A 14,885-nucleotide genomic window follows, 5' to 3' on the forward strand; every position below is an offset into this window, starting at 1 on the left:
AAGCCACGACAGCAGTTTTAAGAAAACGTTATTATTTAAGCAGTAAGCAAAGGCCCTACCGATTTGGTAGGGCTTTTTATTGGTCGCAGTTCGAGATACTAGGGTTTTAATCACAGTAACGAAGTTACTGAACCACCATTAGATGATCCATTACACAGGCTGCTTTTGAATACGCGATTTACGAGCACTAAATGCGAACAACAAGATAACAGCCAACACGAATGGCAATACATAGATATTGAGGTTCTGCCACCCTGCTGTCGATTCTAGCCAGCCAGAGAGCATCGCTGTAATCGTCACACAGCCAAAGACAATAAATTCATTAAACGCTTGTGCCTTAGCTTTATTCTGCGATTGGTAGGACTGACTAAACAAACCTGTTGCCGCGATAAACATAAAGTTCCAACCGACACCAAGCACAACTAGAGCCGCTCTGAAGTGCCAGATAGATTCGCCATGAATGTTAATCGCGATACAGACGACGAACAGAACCCCGCCTGCCAAGATCATCATTCTTGAGCCAAACTTCTCGATAAGTGAACCAGTAAAGAATGCAGGAACAAACATCCCCAATACGTGCCACTCAATGACGCCCGCTGCTTTGGTAAAGTCAAAGCCACAACCAATCATTGCCAATGGCGTTGCTGTCATCAGGATATTCATCACCGCATAAGCGACCATGGCAGCAAACACTGCGCCAATAAAGTTAGGCGCTTTTACTATCACACTGAGAGGATCGGATTTAGGTGCCTGACTATTAAAAGAGACTTTTGGAAACTGAATTGTTTGTAAGATGAGTAACGCAAGAATGTTCAATCCAATCAAAGAAGCAAAAGCACCAATGTACAAGCCATCTTGCGACCACTGTTGCGACATAATCGCCAAATTTGGTCCTAATACCGCGGCTAAAACGCCACCAGCCATCGAGATAGAGATCGCTCGGTGACGGGCATTTTCATCACACACCTCGATTGCAGCAAAACGATAAAGCGTGCCAAAACCTATGCCTATCCCAAGTAAGAACGTAGCGAAACAAAACAAATAGAAATGTTGTTGAGACAGTGCGTAGGTGGCAAGACTAGCTCCTGTAATGCCAACCACATTACCAATGCTAAATCCTCGCTTTCTCCCTAACTTGCCTGAAATTAAAGATGCTGGAATAGTGGCTGCCATTAGACCCAAAAACTGCAGTGCAACCGGCAAGGTGATCATGCTGACACTGGGTGCAATCTGCTTACCGATCAAACCAATCACAGAGATCAGTAATATGTTACCCGTCATCAACAAGGCCTGACACAGTGAAAGCAGCCAAACATTTCTATTCATCTTCGTTCCTAAATATGAGCACAGTTGGTCAATAGACCAAAAATTCAACAAAGTCGCAACACTTTGTTACTCATAGCAACTCTACAAAGCGACCAATAGACCAATAGACCAATATAAAGTGCTACCACCACATGACTTTGATTAGCGTTACTTAAGACGCTAGAGTTGAAATTATCATTACTTAAGATAATAATAATTTTCTGTTATTTATTGGCTTTGTTATTTATAGGCTTTAGTATTTGAAGGTGAGTATGATTAATCCACTTTGGCTCAATACGTTTAAGACTCTGGTTGAAGTTGGCCATTTCACCCAAACGGCAGAAAAGTTGTATATGACACAACCTGGAGTCAGCCAACACATCAAGAAGCTTGAACAAGCTTGTAATTGTGACCTGCTATCTCGAGAAAACAAGAGCTTCGAACTGACCGAACAGGGTCGGATTATGTATCGCTATGCGATCAAACTAGAGAAAGACCAAGAAGATCTTTTTGAGTCTCTGAGTTTTGATAACCCTTATGCTGGGCAATGTCACTTGTCTTGCTCTGGCTCACTCTCTTTGCGTCTGTATCCCAAGCTTCTTGAACTTCAACAGCAACACCAAGAGCTCAGCATTAACTTAGAAGCCGCTCCAAACAAAAAGATATTGAATGACCTAAGCGAAGGCACTACCGATATCGGCATTGTTAGGCATTCCCCGAACGACAGCTACTACCAAAGCCAAGTCATCGGCAAAGAAGCACTGTGTCTTATTGTTCACCACAGCCTTGCTGATTTAGAGATAACGCCGCAAGTATTGAATGACATTGGCCTGATTGCCCACCCAGATTCTGCACACTATCTGTCTTTGTATTTCGACCTTTGCGGAGATAAAGACTTAGCGAACATCAACGTTAATGAGATACCAAGATCTGGCTACATTAATCAGCTTCACCAGATCTTGCTACCCGTATCAAAAGGATTAGGTTTTACCGTGTTACCGGCTGGCGCGGTTGAACACTTCCCAGATAGAGACAAGCTACACGTTGTGCCGCCAAAGGTAGAAGTAGAGGAAACGCTGTATCTGGTTCAAAAACGAAACCGAAAACTGCCGCACCGATACGATACGGTTGTTGAGCTAATCAAACAGAACGTGAGTCGTTAGTTCGGTATAGATAGATTTAAAGCCTTTAGCTAGCTAGTAATTTCGCTATAAGAGCTAAAGGCTTTAATGTTGAAGTGATATTTATAAAAGACAACTACTCAGAAGCGCCAAACCCCTCTTTTGCTCGTTCAAAGTCATAATTATCTAACGCACTTCGAACATCTTTGAGAACAACAGAATGTGGATACTGTGCCAATAACTCAGTCACATATTGAGTTGCATCGTTATCATAAGCATCCAGCAGTGATAGCAACTGAGCATGCTGTTCTGACGTGATGCTCGGTGAATCAGAGGTATCAGCAAGACTCGCATCGGCTTCTTCAGTACTTGTCGTATTGAATCCCCCAACACCAGACACATCAAAGCTGATCTCAACTGCTTTAATCAGTTCGATTAACCCAAGTTCGCCTTGCTTAAGATCTGCTTCATCACACGCCTTGTTATGCGCTTTGCTTTCTAAATCACTGAGTAACTCTGCCAATCGCAATCCACCAATCGAAGCTGCCATGCTTTTTAAGGTATGTAGATTACGCTCTAACGTCTCCCAGTCGCCTTGTACTAAGTTATCAAAAGCATCCGACATAATGTCTGGCGATCCTTGGCAGAACCTATCAAGCATTTTGGCTTGCAGCTTCACATCATGATAAGTCAGTTGCTCAAACCTCGACTGAGAGAAAACAGGCGGCTCAATTTGGGGATCGGAGTGCAATTCCGCACTCTCACCAGAATCACCTGTCTGGATCGCATCTGAAGAGGTGTCTGATGGCGCTCGACCTTCAACTAAGACCTCAGGAACAATGTATCGAGTAATCAAAGACATCGCTTTATCAATAACAATAGGCTTATCCAAGAAGTCCGTGATGCCCGACGCCCTCGCTCGTTGTTTCGCATCAGCAAAAACATTGGCTGACATTGCAATAATCGGTACATCTATATCGAATTCACGAATCAAACGGGTAGCTTCAAAGCCGTCCATAATCGGCATTTGAAGATCCATGAAGATTATTTCGTAGTCGTTGTTTTTAGCTAACTCCAGCGCTTCCTTTCCGTTTTCAGCAAGATCGGCATTTAATTTAGAGCGACTGAAAAATGCTAAGGCGAGATCTTGGTTCAGCTCATTGTCTTCAACCAATAGCACTCTTTGCCCTTTGAACTCTATCTGATAATCCAGTTGCAACTCTTGAGCTTTGAAGTCGGCTAACGCATCCGAGCTTGAGCGTGGCAATGTCAGTACAAAGGAGAACTCACTGCCTTGCCCGTAAACACTCTCTACCGTAATTTGACTGCCCATCGCATGAACTAATTTCTGGCTAATGTTGAGCCCAAGCCCTGTACCGCCAAACCGACGTGTCGTTGTGGTATCCGCTTGGCTAAAGGCTTCAAACAGCTTGTGACGGTTCTCATCCAAAATGCCTATCCCGGTATCCATCACACTCACTCTCATGGTTAGGCTGCTGTCGTTCGAGTCAACATGCTCCACCGTTAATGCTACGCTGCCTTGTTCCGTAAACTTAATCGCGTTGCCCACAAGGTTGAGTATGACTTGGAACAACCTCAAGGGATCGCCTTGCAGTGGCGTGTCTAACTCTGGGTCGATGACCATCGACAAATTGAGTTGTTTCTCAGCGGCTTTCGACTCCATTAGTTCAATCACATCTTTAAAGGTCGTTACGGGATCAAACGGGACGTTATCAATAACAAGTTGTCCAGCTTCTATCTTTGAGAAATCAAGGATGTCATTGATGATACCGAGTAACGAATGGCCAGAACGGTGCACTTTCTCAATGTAATTTCGAGCGACAGGATTAGATATTTCGCCAATCGCCAGATAAGACAAGCCAATAATGGCGTTCATTGGGGTTCTTATCTCATGGCTCATATTGGCTAAGAATTCCGATTTAGCTTGGCTCGCCAAATCGGCTCTCTGTTTCTCTTCTTCCAATTGTTCGTTAAGGCGCTTCATTTCTGAAATATCGAATGCCCAAAATAGTGTGGCGACTTCACCATCAATCTCAAAAAGATAGTAACTGACCAAAGCAACAAATCGGGTTCCATCAGACTTTCTGAGTACTAACTCCCTATTTTCAACTTTACCGTTAAGGTCGAGCTCTTCATGCACGCCATCACGAACGCTCAGCGAGTCATGGATAGCGGCAACGTCGATAGAAGACAACGCCTGATCTTCCACGCCAAACAAACGTTTTGCCGTATCGTTCGCGTAACGAACCTCTTCTTCAAATACCACACTAGCTGCAATTGGAGAGCTATTTAGCATGTTGTAGAGTTGGTTCTGCGCCTTTTCCAGAGCTTCGGTCGCTTCCTTAGCAATACTGATCTGCTTCGCTAATTTACGATTCCAGAAAATAATAAGAAGAAGGATCACCAGAGAAAAAACCGAAATAGTGTAAACCAATTGATAATCAACTCTTTCTATCGCTTTGGGCGCCGCCCACTTTGCTGAGATCTTCTGGTGTTCTTCAGCCGAGATACTGCCTATCGCTTTGTTCACAATAGACAACAGCAAAGGTTCAGATTTGATGACATGCAGAGTTGGCGACAGGAAGAAGTCTAACCGGCCGATGATACCAACCCCTCGATGACCAAATGAATCAATGAGGTAATTGAGGACATCAACAGTGTCGACCATGCCGTCTAAGGTTTTATCATCCAATCGGTTGAGCCCATCGGCCGTGGATTCTACCTCTACCCACTCAACGTTCGGGTACTTATATAAAATCGCGTTAGTATTTGCCGCATTCTTCAATATACCGATTTTCCAACCATCAGCTTCTTCAAGTACCAAGCTACTAACGTCTCTTCTCGATGCAATGGCCAAACGACTTGAAAACAAGCTTTTAGCTGCTTTGACGTTATCTCCTAACGAACGATTCTCTTGAGCTGCTGAGACCAGTTCCACTTCATGATGATCAACCAAGCTTCGGGTCTCAGACCAATTCGCCACGTCAACATGCTGAATACTTAGCCCTGTTTTTTGTTCAATCAGCGTTAGATAATCATCAATCATCCCGATGTATTCACCGGTATTGGATACCGCTTCATAAGGTAACGAATTCGGATCGATACCTATACGTACATCCGGATTATCTTTAATCCACGCCCTCTCTTTTTGGCTTAGATTTAGGATCTCTCCAGTCAAGTTACTCGCTTGATAAACATCCGCAATATAGCGTTTCGCCGCATCTCCGAATGAACTAAATTGTTCGACAGATGGAAAATAAACATAGTTCCGCTCTAACGAATTAACATCAAAGTAGAAAGTCATCGAACCAGAGTTGATACTCCCTCCCTTGGTCCTATAATTCGCCACCTTGGTGACTGATGAAAAGTGAGAGGTATTTTTCTTCTCTCCATATTGATCAACTAGGTTGCCTATGTACCAAGATTTGATCGGGCGACTATTGTTATCCGCTTGTGCGGTGATCACCTGAAAAGAACTGTCCGTGTCGAAAATTTCAAACACTTCCGTCAACTCTTCAAAGCGGTCGTTGACGATAAAATACGCAGATATTTGCGCGATAATATTCGCTTTTTTAAGGACTAGGCTTAAATCACTCTGAACCTGCATCTCGATAATTTGGTTTAAGCCGTCATCCTCCTGTTTAAGCCTTTTAATTGCGGCATTGAAGCTATCTCTGATTTCTTCACTCTTAAAGTCCACATAGATCGGATACTCAACTTTATACTCGTCATGTAGCTTTAGCTCTGCCATTTCAATAAAACGAGTGTTGGTGATAAACCACTCTAGCACTCTTCGTTCAACCATTAGCAGGTCAACATTTTGAGCCCTCAACTGCGAGAATGCTGATTCAAGATCTTCGTAATCTTCAATACGATCAATGTCTAACTTACTCTTCAGAACTTCAACAGAGTTTTTAATTGTGGATGTTTCGTCGAACAATAACGCCCCTAATGATAGGTCTTTTGGGGATTGAAGTTGGAGTTTGCGGCGAGTTAGTGAAACAGGAACAAACTCAACATTAAAAACGTTATCACTTAAAAAGTGCGCATTAGGATCATCAAACTGAACACCAGAAAAAAAGGCTATAGAATTATTGTTATCGATGGCTTTTTTAGCGGCGCTAGGTGGAAGTGTGACAACGTCACCTAGTTTGTATCCCATGTCATTCAGTGCACGCTGAAGAATGTCGTACTGTAGCCCGACTGCGGTGCTGTCTGGGTAAATATACGGAGGGTTACCAAAGCCAAACACGCCTTTTAGCGGCACTCGATAGGGGGAACTGTCTAGCCACTTCGATAAAATCTGGTTCTTGTTATCAACGTCGAAGGTTTCAATCTGTTTGTTGATTAGCGTCAGCAGTTCTGGTTCATCGGTTCGAATCACCATTGATGCTTCAAACCTTTTCCAATGCTCCAGAACATAATTTACCGCTAAATCATGAACGCCAATCTTTTTCGCAAGATCCATAGTGGTGATAGGTTCACCGACCATGCCTTCAACATCCCCGGCCCCTAACGCACGTACTGCATCAATAACGTTATCAAAATCCACTCGCTCAATAGAACTCAATTTGACACCGGCTCGCTCCAAATCGATATTTTCATTAACCATCGCAATACGGCGTTTATTATTTTGATCTAGGTTTCCATCGAGTTTGTTGTCGATGGGAACAATCACTGCGACCTGATAAGGAATATAGGGAGCACTCGCAAGAAAACGGCCACCTTCACTTGAGTCGAACTGTTGGAATGGAAATACATCGCCTCGCCCGTCGACTAACGCGGCTTTAGCCTCGACACGCGAGTTAACTGTGACAAACCGAACATGAACACCAAAACGCTGTTCAAGATCTAATGTCCAATCTTTGATGATCCCAGAAACCTGCCCATCATCATCGATGAATGAGTAAGGATAATGGTTGGCCAAGACAACAAAAGTTACCGTTGGTTGGTTTCCCAACCACTGATTTAACTCAGTATCTGTTACCTCAGCAGCATTCGTAGGTCGCATTAGCAGCGGCCACACCACAAGTGTAATGACCAGAAAAACAACCAAACGATTTAGCGACAACATCAAGCCATCACTCATCTCTAAATTTCTCTTTAATTGCTAGAATCTCAGGTAACTTCAGAAAAAACACATCAACGATAGTTGGATCAAAATGTTTGCCTTTCTGTTCTTCAAACAAGTTCAGCGCCTCATCAATACTCCAAGCTTTTTTATAAGGGCGCTCTGCGGTCAGGGCATCAAACACATCAGCAACAGCCGCAATTCTTCCAACCAATGGGATACCTTCACCAGCTATCTGGTTTGGATAACCACTGCCATCCCATTTTTCGTGATGATATTGCGCCACCTGAATAGCCATACGCATCAGTTTGGAATCACTCTGCCTACCAAGTATATCAACACCATATTCGACATGCTTTTGCATAATTGTCCACTCGTCGGCGTCCAATTTACCCGGCTTGAGTAATACGCTATCAGGAATACCGATCTTGCCAATATCATGCATTGGTGCTGCATCACGCAACGTCTCGGCATCTTCGTCAGTCATTCCCAAGGCTTTAGCTAGCACTTCACAGTAGTGACTCATACGCTTAACGTGCATGCCTGTTTCATTGTCTTTAAATTCAGCAGCTCTACCCAGTATGTTCAGTGTTTCTAGCTTACCGAGATTGATCTCTTGAGTTTTCTCTTTTACCTGACTAAACAACGCGCGTTGTTGGTCATAAAGTGCGATATGCGTTTTCACACGCTGGAGTGCAATTGCAGGGGTTATCGGCTTGGTTAGGTAATCGACAGCCCCCAAGGAGAGCCCTTTTACTTCGGCTTCTGGACCAATTGTGGCGGTCACGAAAATGATAGGAATGTGAGCCGTATTCGGCTGAGCTTTAAGTTGGCGGCACACCTCGTAACCATCGATGTCAGGCATCATGATATCAAGGAGGATAAGGTCTGGCTGCGGCACCATCTTCGCGATCTTGATACCAATTGTGCCGTTAATCGCTACTTTCACTTGATAAGTATCTTTGAGTATTGCCGTTAACACATCCAAGTTACTTGGGGTGTCATCCACGACTAACACTATAGGTTTCCGACTCATTGATACCTCGTATACAAATCAAACAGTTATAACCCTAGTGTAGAACGGTTTCCAGAGGTTAAGCAGAAAAAAAGCAATTGATTTTCAAAAATGAAGAGTAGATCTTCGAGTGACGTCAAACTAACGGTTTGAGTCTAGCCTGATGTCAGAAACTCGGCGGACGATCCCAGGTACAAATCAGATAGAGGCAAAAACTTTGGTTCACAATATATTCAATTGAGGGCGGATCAGATCATAAATAAAGACCCGTTCATTGGAATGGTCAAACACTTGATTAACAACACCACCAGCCATATGCGAGTGTCCTCCACCAAAACCAACACCCGTATCATTCAGCGATCTCTTTATCACCTTAGCCATGTCATTCTGGGGGCATTCAGAACGCAATGAAACAAATGTTCTCTCATGACTACGGGCACTCAACACCACAATATCTAGTTCATCAACTGTAAGTAGAAAGTCACCAAGCACTCCTAGCATATTTTTGGGACACCCTTCTGGTAAGCTCCCAAATGCACAATTTCCGTCTTTCCTAATAGATTCAAACATGAAATCAAATAACTTCAACTCTTGATATTCGATTTGATTTCGACAAATACGATTGACCATATTCATATCAGCACAGTTTTGAAGTTGAAGTAGGGCTTTGATATCAGCTTTGTTCATTGCGCGGGTAAAATTTGCCGTATCGAACGTCAATCCAACAAGTAGAGCCGTCGCTACGCGGTCGGGAATTGGAATATCATAATGATTAAAGTACTCCACCATAATGGAAGCTGTTGCGCCATAGTTAGGTCGAATATCTGAAAACCAAACGAAACTGGGTGCTACAACCTGATGATGATCGATCACCCCAACTTCTATACCCGGTAAGTCGGTAACATTTTTTTCACCAATACAGCCATCTACCACAATGATTTTGTCATTGGGCTTTAAATCTAATCGATGTGACTTAACTATGGGAATATCAAGCCAACCAATCAAATTATGTAAAGAAACACGATCAATAAAGCCTTGATAAGTAATGAGTGGTTTAAAGCCCTTCTTTCTAAGTAAATAAGCGAGAGCAAAAGCGGAGCCAACCGCATCATGATCAGGAAAGTCATGAGCTTGAATGATGATTCGTTCGCAGTCCCTGAGACGCTCAAGAAAATCGTTAAATGAGAAAATAGACATACCTCACCTTAACCTTTCAAGTTTTCTATTGTATTAAGAACAGTTTCAGTACCACCACCCAATGGACTAACTATCTCATCTCCATATTGTATTCCAATAAAAACACCGAGAGCGATTAAGATAAGACTAGCAACTTTTAACATGAGAACACCACTAACTATAAATAAAGCGAATCAATTGAGTTCTAAACGTAAGAACACCTAACTCCTAAGCCTCTCAAACAGAAGAAATTTAATAAACACCCATTCCAAATTAACTAAAACTTACTCACACTTAACAAAACAAACATTGACTTATATCCCATTACGATTAATGCGCCATTGAGTGATATTCAACTAGACTATATGGTCTTGAGCTCATCTGACACTACGGCCATATGGAAAACTTATCTAATGACACGGAATAGAATTGTCACAGGTATGCTATTTGCGTTAGCACCAACTCTTAGTTTTGCTAACGCTGACAATCAATTTGAATTTTCGCACTCTAAACAGGGAACTGTATGTTCATCTAATCCTGATATTTGGCAGCTTGGCGGTGAGCTGCAAGTTGATGCTCCTATTTCGCTGAATGGCAAGGTCATCACTCGCGGCGGACAAAAAAAAGCAAGCAATAATGTTGACCTATTTGCAGGACAAGAGTCCTCTACCGAACAACATTACATGACGAGTTCTATCGGATGTATACAATCTGACGACCCAATGTCATTGGTTGGTGCTGTCGCCTCTTTATACGAAGTACAACACACCACATTGAGCAGCTCAGACATTCCACCACCAGTTCGAGAGCCTGATCTGCCCAAAGCGCCAGAAATCGTCAAAGATCAATTTGAAACCAAAACTCAATTTGATCAACGCGTCGAAAAATTGCGAATAGAACGACAACAACAAATAGCCGCTATACAACTTAAATACCGTCAACAAGTAGAAGCTCGAAATGCCAAAATTCGAGTCCTACAAGAAGGGGCAGACTCTCGAAAGGGCAACTTGGGCGTGCAAAAAACTCGACTCGTTGCTAAGGCTTTTAGAGATGTAATGGGTAAGCCGGTCGTCACAACAAAGAGTTATGATGCTGAAAACCAGCAAATGCACCTGTTGTTTAAAGCGTCAAATCAAAACTATCAGCGAGACATTATTCTAAATGTACCTCTTGAGCAGGCGCGTGATGTCTTCAGCAATATCGATAACCTTGACCTCGCACTCACCTACTCTTATGACGAGAATCAACTAGAGCTCGTAAATATAAAAGGCAACTACAATGACGTAATGTTCTCAGGGGATGTGGCTAAAAGTAATTATCAGCCCGAAGCTCTGAGTGTGGTTATTAACAGTGGCCCAAGCAGTGCCGAGACTCCAGGGCTAGAGATGCAAAACCCTAACTTAATCGATGCGTTTGAAGTCGATTCACGCCTCTCGGCAACGGACAACACCGCCTCTGATGAATTGAAGCAACTACTTAATGGCTTTGTGCCTGTGGAAAGTAATTCATCCAACTGGTTCTTCAACCTATCTATCGAAGATTACGCAAATTCAGATCAAGTAGCCTTTGCGCGCAGCAGTGGTGAAGTGATGTCTGACGTCGCGACAAAAGTTCTGGGTGTTCCAGAAAGGCACGTCTACGAACTCATTGACCGTGACGCAACCAGTGGTGCGATTAAAGATAAGTTACGTTTAATGTTAGACAACGTCGATGAAGGCGATACGGTTTACTTTTACTACAGTGGACACGGTATCCCTGCGATTCCCGATAATGATCCTTACATTCTCCCGCAAGATAAGATCCCTGACTACATAACTGATGATGAGTTCTTCAAACTCGATAACCTCTACAAAACACTGTCTAGCAGTAAAGCAGGCAAGATAGTCGTTATGGTAGACAGTTGTTTCAGTGGAGCGACTGATGGTGTATCGGTCATCAAAGGGGTTGCCGCCTCCAGACTGGCACCGAAAAAAGTCAGTATTGATCCTGAGCGTATGGTCGTGATCACTGCGGGACGCGATAAAGAGTATTCCAATATGTACCAAGAAAAAGGTCATCGCCTGTTTAGTTACTACCTCATGAAGTCAATGATCGAGGGAAACAAGGATGTGAATACGCTTTATCAAGATGTTTACGACAAAGTGAAATCTGCCTCTTTTGAGATGGGGGATTTAAAACGTCAACATCCAACAATTACCGGTAACCAGACTATGTCTCTTTAAGAGCATGCCACTTTTAAAACTATTTCAATTTACAACCTATTTGAAACATTGATTAAGGCTTATATCCATGTTTAAGAAAACACTTTTAGCAACATCCGCTCTTCTTATCTCATCAACAGCCTTCGCTGCGGATGTAGAGAACTCTAATCTAGATATCGCATTCCAAGGTGCTCACTTCCAAGGTGCTGGTAACCAAGTAACCATGTTACGCGTACCAGTAACCAACAAGGACACTGGACAAACTCAATTCTTTGACATGAGTGCAGAGTTCGCAGCGGACAAAAATGGCAACCTAGTATTTAAGAATATGAGTTCCATAAAATCAGTTGCCTTTACAAGTGCCAACCAACTAATTGCCGGACACTATCTAGACACTAACAATTGTAGTTGGTTCGTTGAAGGGCCATCAGTTACATCCAATGGAAGATCCAGTTGGAGCTTTTTTAAACCAGCCAATAATATTGGTTGTAAAAACTCTGATCAGCGTTCAGGTCAAGTACTAAGTGGACCGTTAGAAAAAAATCAACTAGCTATTACTCAATCGAATACCTACGAAAAGATTATTAAAACTTCAGAAGGAAACCTGAATTACGGTGTATATCGTGGAAGCTACGTTATGTCAGCAGTTCAAACAGGAAGAAGTATTGCAATTAATATCTATGATAAGTACGGACTAGATGGTAGTTGGACAATAATGCAAGCGCCAAACCCAGGTAAAAAAGAAGACTAATGAAAATAATAGCGCTAATCATCTCCCTGTCGAGTGCTTGTGCTTTCGCCTCCCCGTCTTGGTACGGGGAAGTGCCATTGGACTCAACTTTGAGCTATGGGTTCGGTAAAGGCAACACTTATCAACAAGCCAAAGACGCGGCTTATCATGATCTGGCTAAAAGTGTTGAAAACCGAATAGTCAGTAATACCACCAGCACTAAAACCTTCGAAAATGGCGAGTTGAAAAAATCTGCGGCTTCTCATAAAGAGTCCATATCCAATGTGGTTTTCCGAAACAACGTCACCATTATCAACAGTGAAAAATCGCAAAACCAGTTTTATGTTCAAGTTCAATATGACCCCGAGTCATTTGCACAAAAGCTCTCTGCTTGGTTAAAGAAATCACAATGTCACCGTGAATTACACCCATACTGGTCAACAACGACCATGCTAAAAAACTGGGTGGAACAACACCAATGTCTGCCGGATATAGATATCGAGCGGTTTGCTGGGGGCTGGATGCTTTCCAACAGTAGTGGCCAGTTAATACTACCGGAAGCAAAGTATAACCACCTATTTTTCAACTATTCAGATGAAAATATAAATATTCACTCATCCAAGCGACGACTCAATGCTGGCGACCATTACTTTATTCAACTCAACTCAAACCAAGCGGGTTATCTCTCTTTGTTTCAAGTTTATGAAGATGGTAGTACAGGCGTGTTAGTTGAAAACCATCAAGTCACAGATGGCGACTCTATCGAGTTTCCAGATAGAAATCAGTATGACGGAATCGAAGCGCTGCTCAACAACGGACAAGAGACATACGATACCAATATCGCATTGCTCTGCCCTACAAAAATAGACACCTCTCGATTTGAGCGATTGGATGAATCGCGTTTATCAACAGACACTCCAGGGTTTGGGTTGATCCTGAACTATTTCGAGCACTGTGATTTTGTCATGGAACGACTCTCGATAGAGAAAGGTTAACCCCTCGGTCAAGGAACAGATATGAAGAAAATAATTTGCCAGCTATCCCCTTTAGCGATACTTATCTCTAGTGGATGGGCGTCTGCAGATACGCTGCAGCAAGCGTGTGAACTTTCAATTACCGAACAAAGTTGCCCTAGCGTCGAACATTTTGTCAATCAACCTTTTGAAGCGAAAGATGAGTTTGAAAAATACAAACTCTGCAGTGAAGCCCAATTTGATCTTTACAAAGTACAAAAGAACTGCGAATTCGATCAATATGTGGCACAAGCTCAACAAGAGTTTGATAAGTTTAAAACCAAAGTTTCAGAATCTTGGGATAATCCTACCTTTAGCGACCAATTTAAGTGGGTCAGCTACAGCCCCTCTCTACAAATAAAGCGTGAAGTTAACTTCGAGAAAAATACGATTCAAGTCACCACTATTACAGGTGAAACAACCTCAATAGAAGAACTCAAAGAAGAGATCGTGCGTACATCTCAGCTGACCATTGGCGAAGCCCAACAAGCCGATGCTTATACCTCTGAACTGATTGAAGCAACAAATGTTGAGAAACTCAGTGATAAGACATTCTTACCCGTTTCCGAAACACCAAAGGTTCAGGCTCAAGAGTTAGACAAAGCTCTTGAAAATGTGGCCGTGACCAAAGCCAAAGACAGTAAAGGCAATACCGTTCTCAAAGCCGTTATTTCTTTTCCGCCAAGTTGGCTTAATCGTAAAGAACAACGCTTTTTTGATACCGTTGAAGTTTACGCAGAAAAATACAAACTTGAGCCTGAATTTATACTGTCTATCATCAAAACAGAAAGCGCTTTCGATCCTACAGCAACCTCACATGTTCCTGCCTTTGGCCTGATGCAAATTGTCCCAAGTTCCGCAGGATTAGATGCGACAAACTTCCTATTTGGTGAACAACAGCTACTGAATAAAGAATACTTATTCGACCCCGAAAAAAACATTGAGGTCGGTACCGCTTATTTGCACTTACTGCGCTCTCGCTACTTCAAAGGCGTTACCAATGAAGAGAGCTTAAAGTACTGCATAACAGCGGCTTATAATGGAGGCATGGGCCCAATCTATCGTATTTTCGGAGGCAAACGCTCAGTTGCAATCAAGAATATTAACCAGCTTGAGCCACAACAAGTATTCCAAACTATCCAACAAAAGCACTCTGCTGCGGAAACTCGTAACTACTTGAAAAAAGTAAGTAAAACAGAAGTTAATTACGAAAAGAATATGATTTAAGGATA

Annotated in this window: 10 protein-coding genes; 5 read left to right on the plus strand and 5 right to left on the minus strand. The window is 42.7% G+C overall.

Annotated features, from left to right (window positions below):
- Positions 1-150: 150 nt before the first annotated feature.
- On the minus strand, positions 151-1,326 hold the full coding sequence (locus tag AB4138_RS10115; RefSeq protein ID WP_017061890.1) for an MFS transporter: 1,176 nt from the start codon (positions 1,324-1,326) through the stop codon (positions 151-153).
- Positions 1,327-1,577: 251 nt separating this feature from the next.
- On the opposite strand from AB4138_RS10115, the gene AB4138_RS10120 reads away from it, so the two are divergent.
- Positions 1,578-2,468, plus strand: a complete 891-nt coding sequence (locus AB4138_RS10120) for a LysR family transcriptional regulator (protein WP_017061891.1) — start codon at positions 1,578-1,580, stop codon at positions 2,466-2,468.
- A gap of 94 nt (positions 2,469-2,562) precedes the next feature.
- Here AB4138_RS10120 and AB4138_RS10125 read toward each other — a convergent pair whose 3' ends face one another.
- The 4 genes from AB4138_RS10125 to AB4138_RS10140 all read right to left on the minus strand — a co-directional run bounded on the left by AB4138_RS10125 (position 2,563) and on the right by AB4138_RS10140 (position 9,873).
- On the minus strand, positions 2,563-7,458 hold the full coding sequence (locus tag AB4138_RS10125; RefSeq protein ID WP_372305952.1) for an ATP-binding protein: 4,896 nt from the start codon (positions 7,456-7,458) through the stop codon (positions 2,563-2,565).
- A 70-nt stretch (positions 7,459-7,528) separates the two neighbouring features.
- A complete protein-coding gene (locus AB4138_RS10130; RefSeq protein ID WP_029235511.1) occupies positions 7,529-8,554 on the minus strand; it encodes an HD-GYP domain-containing protein in 1,026 nt (341 codons plus the stop codon).
- Positions 8,555-8,755: 201 nt separating this feature from the next.
- Positions 8,756-9,730: a bifunctional oligoribonuclease/PAP phosphatase NrnA gene (locus AB4138_RS10135; RefSeq protein ID WP_102393616.1), complete on the minus strand. Its 975-nt coding sequence runs from the start codon at positions 9,728-9,730 to the stop codon at positions 8,756-8,758.
- 8 nt (positions 9,731-9,738) lie between these two features.
- Positions 9,739-9,873: a hypothetical protein gene (locus AB4138_RS10140; protein WP_261978795.1), complete on the minus strand. Its 135-nt coding sequence runs from the start codon at positions 9,871-9,873 to the stop codon at positions 9,739-9,741.
- 249 nt (positions 9,874-10,122) lie between these two features.
- Between AB4138_RS10140 and AB4138_RS10145 the strand changes: the two genes are divergently transcribed.
- From AB4138_RS10145 to AB4138_RS10160, 4 genes are all read left to right on the plus strand, one after another.
- The gene (locus AB4138_RS10145) at positions 10,123-11,931 is read left to right on the plus strand and encodes a caspase domain-containing protein (RefSeq protein WP_372129014.1); all 1,809 of its coding nucleotides are present in this window, start codon (positions 10,123-10,125) and stop codon (positions 11,929-11,931) included.
- 67 nt (positions 11,932-11,998) lie between these two features.
- On the plus strand, positions 11,999-12,661 hold the full coding sequence (locus AB4138_RS10150) for a hypothetical protein (protein ID WP_102393614.1): 663 nt from the start codon (positions 11,999-12,001) through the stop codon (positions 12,659-12,661).
- Complete coding sequence (locus tag AB4138_RS10155; protein WP_372305885.1) at positions 12,661-13,635, plus strand: LPP20 family lipoprotein; 975 nt, start codon at positions 12,661-12,663, stop codon at positions 13,633-13,635. Before AB4138_RS10150 ends, AB4138_RS10155 begins: the two co-directional genes overlap by 1 nt.
- A gap of 21 nt (positions 13,636-13,656) precedes the next feature.
- A complete protein-coding gene (locus AB4138_RS10160; protein ID WP_372305886.1) occupies positions 13,657-14,880 on the plus strand; it encodes a murein transglycosylase domain-containing protein in 1,224 nt (407 codons plus the stop codon).
- Positions 14,881-14,885 lie beyond the last annotated feature (5 nt).

The sequence above is a fragment of the Vibrio sp. 10N.286.52.C3 genome (genome assembly GCF_041468865.1).
Lineage (GTDB): Bacteria > Pseudomonadota > Gammaproteobacteria > Enterobacterales > Vibrionaceae > Vibrio > Vibrio crassostreae_C.